The organism is Sphingomonas arabinosi (assembly GCF_036663715.1).
Classification (GTDB): domain Bacteria; phylum Pseudomonadota; class Alphaproteobacteria; order Sphingomonadales; family Sphingomonadaceae; genus Sphingomonas.
The window spans coordinates 546,724-565,584 of sequence record NZ_JAXOJN010000002.1; the positions used below are offsets into that span (position 1 = coordinate 546,724).

Sequence of the window (18,861 nt, forward strand, 5' to 3'; positions counted from 1 at the left end):
CGACGGCTGTCATGGCCATCGTTTCTCCATTGTTTCATCAGTCTGGGAGCACCCGCGGTTGGGCGCAATATCTGATACGGGCACCGCCAATCCGGCCGCACCCGTGGTTACCCGTTTCGCTCCGTCGCCGACGGGGTTCCTGCATCTCGGCGGCGCGCGCACCGCGCTGTTCAACTGGCTGTTCGCAAAGGCGAACGGGGGTAAGTTCCTATTGCGGATCGAGGATACCGACCGGGTCCGCTCGACCCAGCCGGCGATCGACGCGATCATCGACGGGATGCGCTGGCTCGGGCTCGACTGGGACGGCGACGTCGTCATGCAGTTCGCCGGCGCCGAACGCCACGCGCAGGTCGCGCACGAGATGGTCGCGAACGGCCACGCCTATCGCTGCTACATGACCAACGACGAGATCGCCGCGATGCGTGCCGAGGCGCAGGCCGCGAAGAAGCCGCTTCGCATTCGCAGCCCTTGGCGCGATCGTCCGGCGAGCGAGGCCCCCGATCTTCCGCATGTCGTCCGCCTGCGCGCGCCGCAGGAGGGCGCCGTCACGATCGAGGACCGCGTACAGGGCGCAGTTACGGTCAAGAACGAAGAGATTGACGACCTCGTCCTGCTCCGTTCGGACGGCACGCCCACTTATATGCTCGCGGTCGTCGTCGACGATCACGACATGGGCGTCACGCACGTCATCCGCGGCGACGATCATCTCAACAACGCGTTCCGCCAGTTGCCAATCTACCGCGCAATGGGCTGGCCCGAACCGATTTACGCGCACATTCCGCTGATCCACGGCCCGGACGGAGCCAAGCTGTCGAAGCGTCACGGCGCGGTCGGTATCGAGGCGTACCGCGACGAGATGGGCATTCTGCCCGAAGCGTTCGACAATTACCTGCTCCGGCTCGGCTGGGGTCACGGCGACGACGAGATCATCAGCCGCGAGCAGGCGGTCGAGTGGTTCGACCTGTCGGGCGTTGGCAAATCGCCCTCGCGCTTTGACTTGAAGAAGCTCGAGAACCTCAACGGGCATTATATCCGCGAGGCTGACGACGCGCGCCTCGCACAGCTGGCCGCCGACCGACTCGGTCATCAATTGCCGGATGGCGGATTACAGCTTCTGGCTCGCGCGATGCCCGTCCTGAAGCCACGTGCCGCAAACCTGAACGAGTTAGCCGAAGGGTCGAATTTCCTGTTCAGCCAGCGCCCTTTGGCGATGGATGACGCCGCGGCGAGCCTTTTGCAGGGTGAAGCGAGTGCGATTTTGGCGAATGCGCATGCTGAACTTGACGCGCTCGACAAGTGGGATACGGAAGCGCTCGAAGGCGCGGTACGGCGCGTGGCCGAAGCCCGAGGGGTCAAACTCGGTCAGGTCGCACAGCCGCTTCGCGCCGCGCTGACGGGACGCAAGACGTCACCGGGAATATTCGATGTGCTCGACCTGCTCGGGCGCGACGAGAGCCTCGGTCGGATCGCCGACCGAATGGCTAGCTGATAAGATTTCGAGGAAGGATACAAGCATGAGCGAGACCGCAACCCTCAAGGTCGATGGCAAGGATTTCGATTATCCGGTGATGTCCGGAACGGTCGGGCCCGACGTCATCGATATCCGCAAGCTGTACGCACAGACGGACAATTTCACTTATGATCCAGGCTTCACCTCGACGGCGTCGTGCCAGTCGAAGCTGACCTATATCGATGGTGACGCAGGCACGCTGCTGCACCGTGGCTACACGATCGGTGAACTGGCGGAGCAGTCGAACTTCATGGAAGTCGCCTATCTGCTCCTCAACGGCGAACTGCCGAGCGCGGACGAGCTGGCGAACTTCTCGAACACGATTACGCGCCACACGATGGTGCATGAGCAACTCGCGCAGTTCTTCCGTGGCTTCCGCCGCGACGCGCATCCGATGGCGATCCTGTGCGGCGTCGTCGGGGCGCTGTCGGCCTTCTATCACGATTCGACCGACATCCACGATCCGGCACAGCGCGTCATCGCGTCGCACCGCCTGATCGCCAAGATGCCGACGATCGCCGCGATGGCGTACAAGTACAGCGTCGGCCAGCCGTTCGTCTATCCGGACAACACGCTGAGCTACACCGGCAATTTCCTGAAGATGACGTTCGGTGTCCCTGCCGAGAAGTATGTCGTGAACCCGATCGTCGAAAAGGCGATGGACCGCATCTTCATCCTCCACGCCGATCACGAGCAGAACGCGTCGACCTCGACCGTCCGTCTCGCCGGTTCGTCGGGCGCCAACCCGTTCGCCTGCATCGCCGCTGGCATCGCTTGCCTGTGGGGCCCAGCGCACGGCGGCGCCAACGAAGCCGCGCTCAACATGCTGCATGAGATCGGTACGGTCGACCGGATCCCCGAGTACATCGCGCGCGCCAAGGACAAGAACGATCCGTTCCGCCTGATGGGCTTCGGTCACCGCGTCTACAAGAACTACGATCCGCGTGCGGCCGTCATGCAGACGACCGTCAAGGAAGTGCTCGGCGAGCTGGGCGTCACCGACCCCGTGTTCGACGTCGCGATCGAGCTCGAGCGCCTCGCGCTCAGCGATCCGTACTTCATCGAGAAGAAGCTGTTCCCGAACGTCGATTTCTATTCGGGCGTGATCCTGTCGGCGATCGGCTTCCCGACCTCGATGTTCACCGTCCTCTTCGCGCTTGCCCGCACCGTCGGCTGGGTCGCGCAGTGGAACGAGATGATCACCGATCCCGACCAGAAGATCGGCCGTCCGCGCCAGCTGTACAGCGGCCCGACCGCGCGTGACTACGTCCCGATGGCGTCACGCTGATGAAGACGCTCCGGCCGATCCTGATGGTCGTCGGCGTGCTCTGCGCGCTGATGGGTCTGCTCTGGATCGGCCAGGGGCTCGGATACGTCCATTGGCCGCAGTCGAGCTTCATGCTCGACCAGCGGCCTTGGGCGGATCGCGGCGCATTCCTCGCCGCATTCGGCCTCGCGCTGATTTTAGTGGCGCGCCGGATCCGCCGGTAACGTCAGCACGAACCGCGCACCTTCTCCGGGTGCGCTCTCGATCGTAAGATCCCCCTGCATCGTCCGCGCGAGACGCCGTGCGATATACAGGCCGAGCCCGTTGCCGCCGGCCTCCGACGGGTCGACGCGCTCGAACTTCTCGAAAATCCGGACCTGATCCTCGGGCGCGACGCCCTTCCCCTTGTCCGCCACCACGACGACGGCGTGGCTTTGCGTACGCGTCACGGTGACGATCACCTGTGCGCCGCGCGGCGAGTAGCGGACAGCATTGCCGACCAGGTTGACCAGAATCTGCAGAACACGGCGGAAATCGCCGAGCGCTGGAGCGCACACGTCCAGAGCCGGACGCGTGATCGTAACGTCCGCATTCGCCGCGCGCACCGACAACAGTCCCGCCGCACGGCGCGCGACATCGGCAAGGTCAATCGGTTCAGGCCCAAGCATGAAATCGGGCCGCTCGACAGCCTGTAGATCGACGAGATCGTCGACCAGTTCAAGCAAATGCCGGCCCGCGCTGGCGATATCAGCGGCGTAGTCCGCGTAGTCGCCCTGGACAGGACCGTCCGCCTGCGCATTGATACTGTCGGCGTTCGCCACGATACGCGCGAGCGGCACACGCAATGCCTTGTCGAGACCACGCGTAAAGGTCGGCGACAGCGCTTCGGTAGAAACCGCTGTGTGCGGCGCGTCTTCGACCACCATCCGCGCGGCACCGACGAACCCGGCAAAGTCGCCCGCGGCATCGTGTCGAACATTGGCAGTGAGAGTCACCGCTCGCCCCGAACTACGCAGGCGCGCAGGTTGCGCCGTCATCGGACGTCGCCGGGCCAGCGAATCGAGAATCGGTAAGGCCCCATCAACGCCGGTATCCAGCGAGAACATCGCCGTCAGCGGCTGACCGAGCAACGCGAACGCATCGAACCCGTGCCTCGGCCCCGCGTCGAGCGTGACGAAGGTCAGTCGCAACGCCGAGTCCGTCTCCCACCGCCAATCCGTATCGCTGCCGTGAAAATCGTCCTGTGTGCCAGGCGAAGGTCGCTCCGGCCGCCATGCTGCGATCTCACGCCAGCCGCTGACGGTCAGCCGTACGTTCTCACCGTCAGGCTGAGCCCGAACCCAGAGGTCGACATCGGTCTCGTCGTCCGCAACGATGACCCCGCGCGACACGACGATCCCCAGCCGTTGCGCCAGCCGCGCTATCGTCGCTAGCTGAGGCACCGCCAGCGGCGCATCGCGCATCCCACCCGCACGCTGGTTAAGCGCCACCAGCGCGGGATCCGCGAATGACAGCGAACCGTCCGGCGCGACGATGGCGTGCGCGATCGGACTCTCGATGGAAGGGCCGAACCCGCTCATCGCCGATCCGTACGCGCCAGCGCGCGCAACGCCATCCGAAAATCGCGGCTCAGCGCCAACGGCACGAGCGTCGCGCGCGCATCCTCTACTCCCACCGACACAATCGCATCGAGCGCATCGGCGAACGCCTCGATATCCCGCCGCGGATCGGCCTCAGACAGCGCAAATCCGATCCGTGCGATGGTCGGCCGATCGAGATCCATCGCCCTCAACGCAAGCCAAAGGCGGTCGCCCTCGGGATCCAGCGTGATAGCCCGCGCTTGATCGAACGCTATGCCGACCGCATGCGCCAACACAGCTACGAACAACGACAGACGCCGGTCGCCGATCGATTCCACCAGCACCGCGGGAAGCTCGTTCGGTCGCGCATCCAGCGCCGCAGCAAGCCGCATCGCGACTGCATCGGGCCGCTCGCCTTCGTCATGCGCCGCCAGACTGCGTTGCGCCGCATCTGTGATCGCTCGGTCACTCTCATGTGTCACGGACTGCAAGCCGTCGCGCACAGCCGCAGCCACCCACCAGACTAATCGGTGATGCAGCTCAGCCGGCAACTCACTGCCCCCCACGGACCCCTGTTCATTCGACATGCGCCGTCGGCTCTCCGCAGCCAGCAACGCAGACGCCGCCGACGCCACGACGCTGTCAGGCACCCCCGCTAGCCTCACCAGCAAACTCGCTTCGTCGGGCTCGGCGACCTCGACTGGGAGGGAAGCGGCGATCAGGTCGTGCCGCACCCGCGCGATCAGTTCGTCCATCAGTTCTTCGTCGCGGAGCAGTCCGGCACGCGTAAGCCGATCGAGAACGCTCTCCGCCCCGGCCCTCAGCATCGCCTCGCCAGCCTGTGTCGCATCACCCGCTGATAGCAGACGCGCGGCATGTCGGCGGATGTCCCATTCGATCGCGCCGACGATCGCGCCGAGCACTTGCGCGAGCAGCAACCGCGTACGGTCGTCGAGCCTTGCATTCGCATCGAGAGAAAAATCCGCGATCGTCGCCGTCAGTCGGGTTTCCGCGCGCAGGCGTGCATCCTCCGCTCGCGCAACGGGATCATAGGGTGACATCACGTCACGCACTGGGCCTGGACCGACCGACATGATCCTGTGCTTAGCCACCGGACGTTAAGGTCCGCCTAAGGCGTGCGGCGAAGTCGTTCGATCACGACCGCCAGGGTCGCGGTCGCGTACACCGCAGTCACGCCGAGCCCAAAGACCGGAAACCCCAAGATCGCAAACAGCGCGACGATCAACAGATAGGCTGTTGGGCTTCCCCACCAAAGCTGCCGTTCGCGTTCGAGAATGGCACGTTCGGCCAGCGTGCCGATCGCGACGAGCGCGGTACCGATCGCCAATGCGGTGTTGTTCCCTGCATCGCCGCTAACAAAAAAGGCAAAGACCAGGATCGATGCCGCCGCCACGCCGCCGATGCCCAAGGTCTGCCAACGCGCCATCGGCGCATCGTCGCGAAGTCCGCTGAGCACCGATCCCAGTGCGAAGGCTATGCATCCAACCAGCGACAACATCAGGCCGATCGACGGAAGCCCGACGCCGATCGTGACCAATCCGGCGACGCCCAGCGCGGCACCGGCCGCCCCGACCGTCGTGCCGCCCGCACCGCGATCGACCAACAGTGGCAACGCCAGTCGTGCGATCGGCGCCAGCACAAACCGGTCGAACCAACCTCGCCGTCCCGACACGATCGTCATCAGCACGGCGCGCCCGCGTTCCTCCAGCGTCCTCGCCTGCCGCTCTATCCCATGCCCGCCGCGCACCGCATCGGTCGGCAACAACACGTGTGCTGCGCGCGACTGCACCGCGAACCGCAGCAGGGACGACTGGAGATCATAATCCTGCGGCAGGCCTGCGACTTCCGCGATCCGGCTCGAACTCAGCCGTGCGACACCGGCCCATGCCATCTGTCCGCCGACACGTTCGAACCCCGGCCCCGCATCGCTTTCGGGTACGACGAGCAGGCAATCGCCGTCTTCGACCGCCATCGCCTTGACGATCGCGTCGGTGGTAACGAGCCCATCGCCGAGCATCAGGACCGGCGCCAGCGGGTGAAGTTTCTCGCCTGCCTCCATCGCAGACCGTACCGTATCTACGCTGACGCCACGGCGCCCGATCCGGTTGATCGCACCGAGCAATTCCGGCGTCATCCGCGCGACGACGATGATGATCTGCGAAACACCCGCGGCGATTAGCAACCGCGCCTGGTATTCGATCAACGTCACCCCGCTAAAGGGCAAGGTCGCAGCAAGACGATCGGGGCGATCGTCGGCGTCATGAATCGCAAATAATAGGCCGGCAAGCATCGCAGGCTGTTAGGCGGTACGCGCCGTCCTGCAAAGCCCGCGTTCGGCCGAACCGCCCTACGCGAAGGCTGGGTTCGGCGTTACAGGGACAAAACCGGCCGCCAAAGGCTGAGGGTCCTCTCGCGTTCCCTCAATTGACGGTCCCTACGCTATAGTCATCAAATCGCACGCTGTGCCGCCCTCCTTACCGGACGGAAGAACGTGCGAGGATCGCATCATCCGTTTTGTCCGGCTGCAATCCATGATACTTCGACAGTTCATGAACGGGGGTTCGTCAATGATCGGGTTTCGCGCGTCGGCAGCCAATGCCCATCCCATTCGCGCGGATATCGTGATCGATCCGGTGATAGAAGACATGTCCGACACCGTCTCAGACCGCAGTTTCGACGAGGCGTATCAGGCGCCTGCTCCTGAACGCGGACGTCTCTACGCCGGTATCGCAGTGGCGATCATAGTCCTCTGGCTCGGCACCATGCTTTGGCTCGCGCGGGGATCGCTCGCGACGATCGAGCCGATCGCGCTGGCCCAGTTCATCGCCGCGCTTTGCATCGTGCCCGCGCTGGTCGGCATCGTCTGGCTGCTCGCGATGCGTACCAGTCGTAGCGAAGCGCACCGTTTCGGCATCACCGCACAGGCGATGCGCGACGAGGCTGCCAGTTTGGAGCGCACAGTCGCCGCGCTGTCGAACACGATCGACGCCAACCGCCAGCAATTGGCCGAGCAACTGAATACGCTGATGGCGATGGGCGGTAGCGCAACCGAGCAATTGGCGGCGATCGGCCGCGGCATGGCGTCCGAGATCGATCAAGCCGCCGCCCACGCGCGCAACCTCGCCACTTCGACCGCCGGTGCACAGACCAGCCTCGGCGTCCTGATCGCCACCCTTCCCCGTGCTCAGGCCGATATCGATGACGTCGCGAAGCGCCTCGAGCGCACGGGCCTGTCCGCAAGCGAGCATGCCGCCGCCCTCGATGCACAGATCGGCGCCCTTGCCGAACGCGGGCGCGATGCCGACGCGATGGCGAGCGGCGCGGCGCAACGCCTCGCCGCGCATATCGTCCGTATGGAAGCGACCAGCCAGACTGCAGGCTCGCATCTCGAATCAGTCACCAACGGTATGTCCGCCGCCGTCGACGCGCTGCTCAATCGCACTGCCGATGCGGTCGATCACTCGAGCCGGCGCATCGCTTCACAAGGTGAGGCGATGCTGGCGATGGTCGGCACGAACCAAGTCGCGCTCGACAGCGCCGCTCGCGACAGCGCCGAAGTGCTCGCTCGTCGCATCGCCACCGTCGAGGATGCGATCGAACGCGTCGCGATCCGTCTCGACCTGCAACGCAGTGCCGGCGACCGGATCGTCGACGACCTCCACACCGGGCTTGGCGAGGTGGAAGCGCGGATCGAACTGCTGCACCGCCACGGTACCGAGCGCACGCAGGACCTCGCCGCATCGATCGGCGAGCTCGGCGGGTCTGCCAACGCGATGACCGAAGCGCTGCGGGCTGGCGACGATATGGCGCACCGGACGATCACGACGACCGAAACGCTGCTGGTCGCGCTCGACGCCGCCGCCCGCGAGATCGACGAGACGATGCCCCATGCGCTCAGCCGCCTCGATGCGCAGGTCCTGGCCAGCAAGAACATCGTCGTCTCGGCACGCCCCGAACTGCTGTCGCTGGTCACTGCTGCGGACAGCACCCACGGCGCGATCGAGGCGATTGCGGGCGTCATCGGCGAACAACGACATGTGCTCGACACGCTCTCTACCGACCTGCTGAACACGCTTAACACCGGTCGCGAGAAGGCCGATGCACTGGGCCAGATGGTCGACGAAGCGATCGGCCGCACGCAGCATTTCGCCGAAGACGCCGCCCCGCAGTTGATCGAAGCGCTCCACCGCGTCCGCGAAACCGCCGCGGTCGCAGCCGACAAGGCCCGCGAGACGCTATCGAAGGTCATCCCGGAGGCCGCTGCCGCGCTTGAAGCCGCCAGTGCCGACGCCATGCGCCGCGCCACCAACGATACCGTCGAACGCCAGGTCAAGGCGCTCACCGACGCGACCGGAGCCGCTGTCGACGCTGCCACCGGCGCGACCGAACGCCTTGCGCGTGAAGTTCAGGCGATCGTCGACCAGACCGCGATCGTCGAAACGCGGATCCAGGAGGCTCGCACCGAACGCGAGGATGCCGACCAGGACACCTTCGCCCGCCGCGTCTCGCTCCTGATCGAATCGCTCAACTCCGCTTCGATCGACATCACCAAGGCCATCGCGCCGGAAATTTCCGACAGCGCGTGGGGCGCGTATCTTAAGGGCGACCGCGGGGTCTTCACGCGGCGTGCGGTGCGGATACTCGATGCCAGCGAAGTCCGCGAGATCGCCGGCCTCTATGACGACGACGAAGCGTTCCGCGAGATGGTCAACCGCTACATCCACGACTTCGAGGCGATGCTCCGCGCGATCCTGACCCAGCGCGACGGGTCGCCGCTCGGGGTGACGTTGCTGTCGTCGGACATGGGCAAACTGTATGTCGCGCTGGCGCAGGCGATCGAGCGCCTGCGCTGAGCTAGGCCAATAGGAGTTCTCGAGATGATCCAGCGGCACCGCTGACGCGACCCTCGCCTGCGGAGCAATCCGCCGACCGGACTCGAAATTCGAGGCTTGGATGCCAAGACTGAATACGAAGACATGCGTCGTTACCGGCGCAGCGCGGGGCATCGGCCGCGCGATCGCCGAGCGCTTCCATGACGAGGGCGCCATCGTCATCCTCACCGATACCGACGAAACCATTGGCGCCGAAACTGCGGCGGCGATCGGCTGCCGGTTCGAAAAGCTGGACGTCCGCGAAGAGGCGGACTGGCGACGACTGGCGGAGATCGTTCCGGTCGCCGACGTCGTCGTCAACAATGCCGGCGTGACGGGGTTCGAGCACGGCATGGTCGCGCATGATCCCGAACATGCGAGCTTGGCGGACTGGCGCGCGGTCCATGCGGTCAATCTGGACGGCACGTTCCTTGGCTGCCGCTATGCGATCGGCGCAATGAAGGCGGCGGGGACCGGCTCGATCATCAACATCTCGTCCCGGTCTGGGCTGGTCGGTATTCCCCTCGCCGCTGCCTATGCGTCGTCGAAGGCGGCGATCCGCAATCACAGCAAGACGGTGGCGCTGTATTGCGCGCAACAGGGGTGGAAGATCCGCTGCAACTCGGTGCATCCCGCGGCCATCCTGACGCCGATCTGGGAGCCTATGCTTGGGGATGGGCCGGACCGCGAGGCGCGGATGAGAGCGCTGGTGGCGGATACGCCGTTGAAACGGTTCGGAATGCCGGACGAGGTCGCCGCGGTCGCGGTTCTGCTGGCGTCGGACGAGGCGACATATATAACGGGGACCGAAATCAACATCGATGGCGGCTTGCTGGCGGGGTCCGCGGCCTCGCCGGGGTAACTACCCTCTTACGATCTTCCCCCGCCAGGGGAGGTGGCTGGCACTTGCCAGACGGAGGGGGAGGTAAGCGCAAACCGCTGTTGCGTGGTCCTCCCCCTTCGTCACCTTCGGTGCCACCTCCCCCTGGCGGGGGAGGATCGTGGGGTCGCCCCTCAGCGCGTGACCATGTTCCCGCGGTCGAACAGGTCGACGCTTTGCGGCGAAATCCAGCCATAGTGATAGTTCAGCTGGAACAGCACGAACAACACCGTCGCCACCACCGTTACCCGCCAAGCAGTCCGCCCCGACCGAAACTCGTGCGGCGCGCTTTCGGCCTGGCCGGGGACGTGTTCGCCCCCGACTTCACGCGTCGTCTTCACGCCGAACGGCAGGACCAGGAACACCGAGAACGCCCAGAACAGGACGTAGATCGCGAGTGCCGAGGTCCAGCGCATCCGATCAGCCCTCGATCAGTAGGACGTCGACGATCGGCTGCTTGCCGGTCCAGCGCTTGGCGACCTTGCGCACCGCAAGACGGATCTGCTCGCGCATCTTCTCGCTCTCGCGCTTGCCGCCGCGCACCGTGTCGGCCGCTGCCTGGACCGCGTCGGCGATGAATGCCGCCCGGTCTTCCTCAACCGGCACACCCTGCACGCGGACCTGCGGCTGGCCGACCATCCGGCCGTCCTTGCCGAGCGCGACACCGACCGAAATCTGGCCGTTGATCGCAAGCTTGCGCCGTTCGCTCAGCGTCGCGCCGTCCGCCGGCAGGATCACGTCGCCGTCGAGCACCAGGCGCCCGACCGTCGCATTGCCGATCTTCGCCGGGCCCTTGGGCGCCAAACGGATGATATCGCCATTGCTCTGCACGATCGCGCGTGGAATGCCCTGCTCGAGGCCGAAGCGCGCATGTTCCATCATGTGGCGCATCTCGCCGTGCGTCGGCACCAGCACATCGGGCCGCAGCCAGTCGTACATCTGCGCAAGCTCAGGCTGCCCTGGATGGCCCGACACGTGGACGTGCGCCTGACGCTCGGTGATCATGCGGATGCCCTTGGCCGCCAGCGTGTTCTGAATGCGCCCGATCTGGACCTCGTTGCCCGGGATCTGCTTCGACGAGAAGATCACCGTGTCGTCGGCGTCGAGCGTGATGGTGTGGCTGCCATTCGCGACGCGCGCGAGCGCCGCGCGCTCCTCGCCCTGACCGCCGGTAGCGATGATCAGCACCTTGTTCTTGGGCAGGCGCATCGCCTCGTCGGGGCTGATCGTGTCGGGGAAATCCTTCAGATAGCCCGTCGCGCGCGCCACCTTGATGATCCGGTCGAGCGAACGCCCGGTCACGCACAGCTTGCGCGCGGTTTCCTTCGCGACTTCGCCGAACGTGTGAAGCCGTGCGGCGTTCGACGCGAAGCTGGTGATCATCACGCGGCCCTTGGCCTTGCTGACTTCCTCGAACAGACCTTTCCGCACGGTGCTCTCGCTGCCCGACGCGGTCGTGTTGAAGATGTTGGTCGAATCGCAGACGAGGACGTCGACGCCTTTGTCGCCGATCGCCATGAAGCCCTCGGGCTTCGTCGGATTACCGATCACCGGGTTCGCGTCGAGCTTCCAATCGCCGGTGTGGAACACGCGACCATAAGGCGTATCGATCAGCAGCGCGTTGGCTTCTGGAATCGAATGCGACATCTCGACGAAGGTGAAGCCGAACGGCCCGAGCTGGAAATTGCCGCCCATCGGGGTCATCTTGAGCTTCACGCGGTTGGCGATGCCCTCTTCCTCGAGCTTGCCGCGAATCAGGCCCATCGTGAACGGCGTCGCGTAGATCGGCACGCCAAGGTCTTCGGCGAGGTACGGCAACGAGCCGATATGATCTTCGTGGCCATGCGTGATAACGATGCCGAGCAGGTCGTCGATCCGGTCCTCGATAAAGGACAGGTCGGGCAGGATCACGTCGACGCCGGGATATTGCGGATCGGCGAAGGTGATGCCGAGATCGACCATCACCCACTTGCCCTGGCAGCCGTACAGGTTGACGTTCATGCCGATTTCGCCGGAGCCGCCAAGGCCACAGAAAAGGAGTTCGTTCTTCGGAGTCATTGATTACTTTCAGGATTATACAGGAATATGGCCCGCAGGCCGGTCGGCGCGAGCCCAATGGCCCTAGATATGGTGACGATCCCACATCATCGCCAGCCCCTGGATCGTCAGGTCGGCTTCGATGACGTCGAACACGTCGGTCTGTTTCTCGAATAACTTAGCGAGGCCGCCGGTGGCGACGACCTTCACGGGACGGCCGATCTCGCGCTTCATCCGCGCGACCAGCCCCTCGATCATTGCGACATAGCCCCAATAGATGCCGATGTGCATCTGCGAGACGGTGTTGAGCCCGATGACGCTGGTGTCCGTCGGCGCCTCGATCGCGATCCGCGGGAGTTTCGCAGCCGCAGTGACAAGCGCGTCGAGCGAAAGGTTGATCCCCGGCGCGATGATCCCGCCCTTGTAGGCGCCGCTATAGTCGACGACGTCGAACGTGGTCGCGGTGCCGAAATCGATCACGATCAGGTCGCCGGGATGCAATGCATGCGCGGCGATCGTGTTGACCGCACGGTCGGCACCGAGCGAGGCAGGCTCGTCGACGTCGATCGCGATACCCCATTCGACCGGCGCATGGCCGGCGATCAGCGCGTCAGTGTTGAAGTATTTCGACGCGAGCACCTGGAGGTTGTGCAGCGCGCGCGGGACGACGGTGGCGACGATCACGCCCTGAACCGCAGTGCGATCATGCCCGCCAAGCTGCATCAACTGGCTCAGCCACACCGCATATTCGTCCGCCGTGCGCCGGGGATCGGTCGCGATCCGCCAACGCGCGACGATCTCGCCGGCATCCACCAGCGCGAACACGACATTGGTATTGCCGGCATCGATCGCGAGCAGCATCAGCGGGGCCTCAAAGCAGGAAGACGTCGGCAGCGTGAATGACACGCCGCTCGCCAGACGCCAAGCGGAGGATCAGCGCGCCGTCGGTGTCGAGCCCGACGAACAGGCCGTCGATCCCGCTGCCATCCGGGAGCCGCGCGGTCAGCGCGGTACCGGCTGGGTGCGCACAATCGACCCAACGCTCGCGGACGGGGGCGATCCCTTCGGTGCGCCAACGACCGATCCAGCGCGCGAAACTGTCGGCGAGAATGTCGAGGAACATCGCCGGCTCGACCAACACGCCGTGCGATGCGAGATCGGTCGTCGCGCGACCGGGCAGATCGGGATGATGCGCGATGTTGACGCCGTAACCGACGATCACCGCATCATCCGCGCGTTCGAGCAGGATGCCGGATAGCTTGGCGTCCGCGAGCAGCAGGTCGTTCGGCCATTTCAGGACGAGCGTCTCGCTCGCGTCGGTCGTGCCCTGACAGATTCCGGCGACGAGAAACGTCGACACGGTTTCCTGCAAGGCGACCGCGGCTACCAGCGCGAGGCTGGCCGCCGGCGAATCGGTCGGCCGCAGACGAACGAGCGTGCTAGCGTAGAGGTTACCCTCGGGCGACGACCAGTCCCGGCCTAGCCGCCCCCGCCCCGCCGTCTGCCTGACCGCACGCAGCCAAAGACCGTCTTCGGCACCGCCGCGTGCAAGCTCCAGCAGGTCGGCGTTGGTCGATCCTGTTTCCGCGACGGTGCGGATGATGCTCAGAACAGCGCCCGTGCGGCCGCCATCGTCCACGCGCCGAGCACGGGGATGAGGAGGTAGCCGGCTGGCGACACGAACACCGCGGCGATGGCAATCAGGCCACCCTCGACCTTGCTCTCCATCGGCGCGAACGCCGGTGCCGGATCGTCGAAGTACATCGTCTTGACGACGCGCAGGTAGTAATAGGCACCGATCACCGAAGCGGCGATACCGACCACCGCCAGCGGGAACAGCCCGGCGTCGACCGCCGCGCTGAACACCGCGAACTTCGCGTAGAAGCCGAACAGCGGCGGGATGCCGGCGAGGCTGAACATGAAGATCGCGAGGGCCGCGGCCAGTGCAGGCCGCGTCCGCGACATGCCGGCGAGGCTGTCGATCGTCTCAACCGGCTGGCCGTCGTCACCGCGCATCTGCAAGACGACCAGGAACGAGCCCAGCGTCATCGCGACGTAGATCGTCAGGTACATCAGCACGCCCGACACGCCTTCCGTCGTCCCAGCGGCAAGACCGATCAACGCGAAGCCGACATTGTTGATCGACGAATAGGCGAGCAGGCGCTTGATGTTGGTCTGGCCGATCGCGGCAACCGCACCGAGGATGATCGAGGCAAGCGCCGCGAAGATCACGATCTGGCGCCACTGGTCGGTCGCCGGACCCATCGCATCGACCGCCACGCGGACGCTGAGCGCAAGCGCCGCGACCTTGGGGGCAGACGCGAAGAACGCGGTGACCGGGGTCGGTGCGCCCTCGTACACGTCGGGCGTCCACATGTGGAACGGCACGGCGCTGATCTTGAACGCGAGGCCGGCGAAGACGAACACGAGGCCGAACAGCAGCCCGAGCGACTTGGAGCCGGCATAGGCTTCCGAGATGCCCGAGAACAACGTCGTGCCGCTGAACCCGTAGACCAGCGAGATGCCGTACAGCAGGATGCCGCTGGCGAGCGCGCCGAGCACGAAATACTTCAGGCCGGCTTCCGCCGAACGCCCGTCGCGCCGCATGAAGCTGGCGAGAACGTAGGCCGCAAGGCTCTGGAGCTCGAGACCGACATACAGCGTCAGCATGTCGGTAGCCGAGACCATGATCCCCATGCCGCAGGCCGACAGCAGGATCAGTACCGGATATTCCGGACGCAGATCGTCGCCGTGGCTACGTGCGAAGAAGCTAGGCGCCATGACGATGGCGACCGCCGAGGCGATGTAGATCAGCACCTTGGCGAACGCACCGAACGCGTCTGCGCGGTACAGGCCGTCGAACGCATAGCCACCCGACGAAGCCGGACCGACCAATGCGATCCCTGCGCCGACTAGCACGAACACGGCGGCGATCGAGACGGCGCGCGTCGATTTGTCCCCGCCCCAGGCCGAGACGAGCATCAGGGCAATCGCACCCAACGCCAGCACCAGTTCGGGCAGCGTCATGGCGATGTTAGCGGCGTAATCCATCAGTGTGCCTCCCCGTGCGCGGCACTATGGACGGTTGCGGCGGGCTTCCCCGCGGTTGGGTTGGAATCGTTGGCAGGCTTGGCGCGATCGACACGGTCGAGAAGCACGGCCACGTCCTTACGCATCGGTGCCAGGAAGCTCTCTGGATACACGCCCATCCACAGCACGACGGCTGCGATCGGTGCGAGCAGCCACATCTCGCGGCCCGACAGATCGACCATCGCACGGACGTCGTCCGCCTTGATCTCGCCGAACACGACCCGACGGTAGAGGAACAGCATGTACGCGGCACCCAGGATGATGCTCGTCGTGCAGAGCAAGGCGGTCCAGGTCGAGACCTGATACGTGCCCATCAGCGACAGGAACTCGGCGACGAAGCCGCTGGTCCCCGGCAGGCCGATCGACGCCATCGTGAAGAACAGGAACAGGATCGCGTATTTCGGCATGTTGATCGCCAGGCCGCCATAGCGCGAGATCTCGCGGGTATGGAGCTGGTCGTAGATCACGCCGACGCACAGGAACAACGCCCCCGATACCAGGCCGTGGCTCAGCATCATGATCATTGCGCCCTCGATGCCCTGCCGGTTGAACGCGAACAGGCCGATCGTGACGATCGCCATGTGCGCCACCGACGAATAGGCGATCAGCTTCTTCATGTCCGACTGCACGAGTGCGACCAACGACGTGTAGATCACCGCGACCGCCGACAGGCCGAAGATCAGCCAGGTCAGCTGGCCCGAAGCTTCGGGGAACATCGGCAGCAGGAAGCGCAGGAAGCCGTAGCCGCCAAGTTTCAGGAGCACGCCCGCCAGGATCACCGAGCCTGCGGTCGGTGCTTGCACGTGCGCGTCGGGCAACCAGGTGTGGACCGGCCACATCGGCATCTTGACCGCGAACGATGCGAAGAACGCCAGCCACAGCCAGGTCTGGACGTGCGCGGGGAAGTCGTAATTCATCAGTGCCGGGATGCTGGTCGTGCCCGCGGTCTTCGCCATGTAGAGCATCGCGATGAACATCAGGACCGAGCCGAGCAGCGTGTACAGGAAGAATTTGTACGACGCGTAGATCCGGTTCGCCCCGCCCCAGATACCGATGATCAGGTACATCGGGATCAGGCCGGCTTCGAAGAACACGTAGAACAGGAACAGGTCCTGCGCCGCGAACGTGCCGATCATCAGCACTTCGGTGAACAGGAACGCCGCCATGTATTCGGGCACGCGCGTCGTGATCGAGCGCCAGCTGGCGCCGATGCAGATCGGCATCAGGAACACGCTGAGCATGATCAGCATCAGCGCAAAGCCGTCGATGCCGAGCGACCAGCCGAACGGACCGAAGATGCCCGGCGCATGCTCGACGAACTGCCACTGCGCACCGCCGATGTCGTAATTCGCCCACAGCATGATGCCGAGCAAGAAGTCGATCAAAGTCGCTGCCAGCGCCAGCCAACGGGCCGTGTTCGCCGAGACGAACAGGCACGCGACAGCCGCGATCATCGGGACCGCGATCAGGACGGAAAGGATAGGAAAGCCGGTCATTACAGTCCGATCGCCCAGGTTACGGCTGCGGTCAGCCCGATCAGCATGACGAAGGCATAGGTGTAGAGGTATCCCGTCTGGAAGCGGTTGGCGACGCGGCTACCGATCTGGACGACCCAGGTCGCGCCGTCTGGCCCGAACCGGTTGATCGTCTTCTCGTCGCCGCGGTGCCACAGGAAGCGGCCGATCGCGAACGCCGGGCGGACGAAGATCAGGTCGTACAGCTCGTCGAAATACCACTTATGCAGCAGGAAGTCGTAGAGCACGCCAAACTGTTCGACGACCTTCGCCGGGAACGTCGGTGCCTTGATATAGGCGTACCAGGCGGTCAGCAGGCCGAGCAGCATCGCGATCGTCGCCGACAGTTTGATCAGCAGCGGCACGCCGTGCATCTCGTGCATCAGATGTTCGCGGAACGCGAGTGCGCCCTTCCAGAACTCTTCGCCTGCGGTCGGCTCGATGAAGAAGCCGTGGAATACGAAGCCCGCGAGAACCGCACCGACCGACAACACGATCAGCGGGATCAGCATCGGCAGCGGGCTCTCGTGCGGGTGATACCCACCATCGCCCTCGGCCGGTGCATGCGTTGCGTCGTGATGACCGTGCGGCGCGTGCCCTGCGTCCTCGGCCTGAGCCGGGTTCGCATGGTGATCGTCGACATGATGCGCGTCGTGTGCGTGGCCGTCATGGCCATCCGCGTCATGGAGCGCGTGCTGGATATGCTCCGATGCGGCCCAGCGCGGCTTGCCCCAGAAGGTGAGGAACATCACGCGCCAAGAATAGAAGCTGGTCAGCAACGCGACGAGCACACCGACGAACCACACGCCCGGCTGGCCCGCAGCCCAGCTCGCCTCGATGATCGCATCCTTCGAATGGAAGCCTGCGAACCCGATCGCAGTGTTGCCGAAGATACCGGGGATGCCGACGCCGGTGATCGCGAGCGTGCCCGCCATCATCGCCCAGAACGTCACCGGGATCTTCTTACGCAGCCCGCCATAATAGCGCATGTCCTGCTCGTGGTGCATCGCATGGATGACCGAGCCGGCGCCGAGGAACAGCAGCGCCTTGAAGAACGCGTGCGTGAAGAGGTGGAACATCGCCGCGCCGTACGCGCCGACACCCGCCGCAAAGAACATGTAGCCGAGCTGCGAGCAGGTCGAATACGCGATCACGCGCTTGATGTCGGTCTGCACGAGGCCGCAGGTCGCCGCAAACAGGCAGGTCGCGGCACCGATCGAGGTGACCACGGTCAGCGCGACCGGGCTCATCTCGAACATCGGCGACAGGCGGCAGACCATGAATACGCCGGCGGTAACCATCGTCGCCGCGTGGATCAGCGCCGACACCGGGGTCGGGCCTTCCATCGCGTCCGGCAACCAGGTGTGCAGGCCGAGCTGCGCCGACTTGCCCATCGCACCGACGAACAGCAGCAGACAGAGTACCGTCATTGTGTCGAAGCGGTAGCCGAGGAAACCGAGCGTCGAGCCCGCCATCCCGGGGGCGGCAGCGAGGATCTCGGGGATAGAGACCGTGCCGAACACCAGGAACGTGCCGAAGATACCGAGCATGAAGCCGAGATCGCCGACGCGGTTGACGACGAACGCCTTGATCGCAGCGGCGCTGGCCGAAGGCTTGCGGAACCAGAACCCGATCAAGAGGTAAGATGCGAGGCCTACGCCTTCCCAGCCGAAGAACATCTGGACGAGGTTGTTCGCGGTCACAAGCATCAGCATCGCGAAGGTGAACAGCGACAGATACGCGAAGAAGCGCGGCTGATCGGGATCCTCGTCCATATAGCCCCAGCTATACAGGTGAACGAGCGCCGAGACCGACGTGACGACCACGAGCATCACCGCGGTCAGCGCATCGACGCGCAGCGACCACGCGACGTTCATGTCGCCGGAGTGGATGAAGTCGAGCAGCGGCGCGACGGTGGCCGTGCTGGTGCCCGACAGGAAACCGATGAAGATCGGCCAGGACAACAGGCACGATGCGAACAGCGCAGCCGTGGTGACGAGTTTCGCCGGCACGTTGCCGATCGCGCGATTGCCGAACCCGGCAACGATCGCGGCCAGTAACGGCAGGAAGACGATAAGCTGGATCAACCGT

General features: G+C 64.9%; 15 protein-coding genes. 5 read left to right on the forward strand and 10 right to left on the reverse strand.

Going from position 1 to position 18,861, the window contains the following annotated elements:
• Positions 1-58: 58 nt before the first annotated feature.
• The 3 genes from gltX to U1708_RS05365 are packed head-to-tail and all read left to right on the forward strand — an operon-like array spanning position 59 to position 3,001.
• Complete coding sequence (gene gltX / locus U1708_RS05355) at positions 59-1,489, forward strand: glutamate--tRNA ligase (protein ID WP_443029952.1); 1,431 nt, start codon at positions 59-61, stop codon at positions 1,487-1,489.
• A 25-nt stretch (positions 1,490-1,514) separates the two neighbouring features.
• Entirely contained in the window at positions 1,515-2,798 is a 1,284-nt protein-coding gene (locus U1708_RS05360; protein ID WP_254687336.1) for a citrate synthase, read from the forward strand.
• Complete coding sequence (locus tag U1708_RS05365) at positions 2,798-3,001, forward strand: hypothetical protein (protein ID WP_056058354.1); 204 nt, start codon at positions 2,798-2,800, stop codon at positions 2,999-3,001. The genes U1708_RS05360 and U1708_RS05365 overlap by 1 nt, the downstream gene beginning before the upstream one ends.
• Here U1708_RS05365 and U1708_RS05370 read toward each other — a convergent pair.
• The 3 genes from U1708_RS05370 to U1708_RS05380 are packed head-to-tail and all read right to left on the reverse strand — an operon-like array spanning position 2,975 to position 6,668.
• Entirely contained in the window at positions 2,975-4,357 is a 1,383-nt protein-coding gene (locus U1708_RS05370) for a sensor histidine kinase (RefSeq protein ID WP_332743451.1), read from the reverse strand. The two genes, U1708_RS05365 and U1708_RS05370, sit on opposite strands and share 27 nt — an antisense overlap.
• The gene (locus tag U1708_RS05375) at positions 4,354-5,451 is read right to left on the reverse strand and encodes a DUF2336 domain-containing protein (protein ID WP_332743452.1); all 1,098 of its coding nucleotides are present in this window, start codon (positions 5,449-5,451) and stop codon (positions 4,354-4,356) included. The genes U1708_RS05370 and U1708_RS05375 overlap by 4 nt, the downstream gene beginning before the upstream one ends.
• Positions 5,452-5,486: 35 nt before the next feature.
• Complete coding sequence (locus U1708_RS05380; RefSeq protein WP_332743453.1) at positions 5,487-6,668, reverse strand: hypothetical protein; 1,182 nt, start codon at positions 6,666-6,668, stop codon at positions 5,487-5,489.
• A gap of 277 nt (positions 6,669-6,945) precedes the next feature.
• Between U1708_RS05380 and U1708_RS05385 the strand changes: the two genes are divergently transcribed.
• Positions 6,946-9,231, forward strand: coding sequence for a coiled-coil domain-containing protein (locus U1708_RS05385; RefSeq protein ID WP_332743454.1), 2,286 nt, complete (start codon positions 6,946-6,948; stop codon positions 9,229-9,231).
• 100 nt (positions 9,232-9,331) lie between these two features.
• On the forward strand, positions 9,332-10,111 hold the full coding sequence (locus U1708_RS05390) for an SDR family oxidoreductase (protein ID WP_332743455.1): 780 nt from the start codon (positions 9,332-9,334) through the stop codon (positions 10,109-10,111).
• A gap of 152 nt (positions 10,112-10,263) precedes the next feature.
• Here the strand turns inward: U1708_RS05390 and U1708_RS05395 are convergent, their stop codons facing one another.
• The 7 genes from U1708_RS05395 to nuoL form a co-directional block, all read right to left on the reverse strand.
• Positions 10,264-10,545, reverse strand: coding sequence for a DUF1467 family protein (locus U1708_RS05395; protein WP_248520993.1), 282 nt, complete (start codon positions 10,543-10,545; stop codon positions 10,264-10,266).
• Positions 10,546-10,549: 4 nt separating this feature from the next.
• The gene (locus U1708_RS05400) at positions 10,550-12,187 is read right to left on the reverse strand and encodes a ribonuclease J (protein WP_332743456.1); all 1,638 of its coding nucleotides are present in this window, start codon (positions 12,185-12,187) and stop codon (positions 10,550-10,552) included.
• Between the two features lie 63 nt (positions 12,188-12,250).
• On the reverse strand, positions 12,251-13,027 hold the full coding sequence (locus U1708_RS05405) for a type III pantothenate kinase (protein ID WP_332743458.1): 777 nt from the start codon (positions 13,025-13,027) through the stop codon (positions 12,251-12,253).
• Positions 13,028-13,037: 10 nt separating this feature from the next.
• Positions 13,038-13,769 carry a biotin--[acetyl-CoA-carboxylase] ligase gene (locus U1708_RS05410; protein ID WP_332743599.1) on the reverse strand — a complete coding sequence of 244 codons (732 nt, stop codon included), beginning with the start codon at positions 13,767-13,769 and terminating at the stop codon, positions 13,038-13,040.
• 2 nt (positions 13,770-13,771) lie between these two features.
• Positions 13,772-15,217 carry an NADH-quinone oxidoreductase subunit NuoN gene (gene nuoN / locus U1708_RS05415; protein ID WP_332743459.1) on the reverse strand — a complete coding sequence of 482 codons (1,446 nt, stop codon included), beginning with the start codon at positions 15,215-15,217 and terminating at the stop codon, positions 13,772-13,774.
• Complete coding sequence (locus tag U1708_RS05420; protein WP_332743460.1) at positions 15,217-16,752, reverse strand: NADH-quinone oxidoreductase subunit M; 1,536 nt, start codon at positions 16,750-16,752, stop codon at positions 15,217-15,219. The genes nuoN and U1708_RS05420 overlap by 1 nt, the downstream gene beginning before the upstream one ends.
• A complete protein-coding gene (gene nuoL / locus U1708_RS05425; RefSeq protein WP_332743462.1) occupies positions 16,752-18,857 on the reverse strand; it encodes an NADH-quinone oxidoreductase subunit L in 2,106 nt (701 codons plus the stop codon). Before nuoL ends, U1708_RS05420 begins: the two co-directional genes overlap by 1 nt.
• Positions 18,858-18,861 lie beyond the last annotated feature (4 nt).

Excerpts from the sequence above, each read along its gene's own strand:
- U1708_RS05360 (WP_254687336.1), top strand. The coding sequence starts at position 1,515 with ATGAGCGAGACCGCAACCCTCAAGGTCGATGGCAAGGATTTCGATTAT.
- U1708_RS05365 (WP_056058354.1), top strand. The coding sequence starts at position 2,798 with ATGAAGACGCTCCGGCCGATCCTGATGGTCGTCGGCGTGCTCTGCGCG.
- U1708_RS05370 (WP_332743451.1), bottom strand. The coding sequence starts at position 4,357 with ATGAGCGGGTTCGGCCCTTCCATCGAGAGTCCGATCGCGCACGCCATC.
- U1708_RS05375 (WP_332743452.1), bottom strand. The coding sequence starts at position 5,451 with ATGTCGGTCGGTCCAGGCCCAGTGCGTGACGTGATGTCACCCTATGAT.
- U1708_RS05380 (WP_332743453.1), bottom strand. The coding sequence starts at position 6,668 with ATGCTTGCCGGCCTATTATTTGCGATTCATGACGCCGACGATCGCCCC.
- U1708_RS05385 (WP_332743454.1), top strand. The coding sequence starts at position 6,946 with ATGATCGGGTTTCGCGCGTCGGCAGCCAATGCCCATCCCATTCGCGCG.
- U1708_RS05390 (WP_332743455.1), top strand. The coding sequence starts at position 9,332 with ATGCCAAGACTGAATACGAAGACATGCGTCGTTACCGGCGCAGCGCGG.
- U1708_RS05395 (WP_248520993.1), bottom strand. The coding sequence starts at position 10,545 with ATGCGCTGGACCTCGGCACTCGCGATCTACGTCCTGTTCTGGGCGTTC.
- U1708_RS05400 (WP_332743456.1), bottom strand. The coding sequence starts at position 12,187 with ATGACTCCGAAGAACGAACTCCTTTTCTGTGGCCTTGGCGGCTCCGGC.
- U1708_RS05405 (WP_332743458.1), bottom strand. The coding sequence starts at position 13,027 with ATGCTGCTCGCGATCGATGCCGGCAATACCAATGTCGTGTTCGCGCTG.
- nuoN (WP_332743459.1), bottom strand. The coding sequence starts at position 15,217 with ATGGATTACGCCGCTAACATCGCCATGACGCTGCCCGAACTGGTGCTG.
- U1708_RS05420 (WP_332743460.1), bottom strand. The coding sequence starts at position 16,752 with ATGACCGGCTTTCCTATCCTTTCCGTCCTGATCGCGGTCCCGATGATC.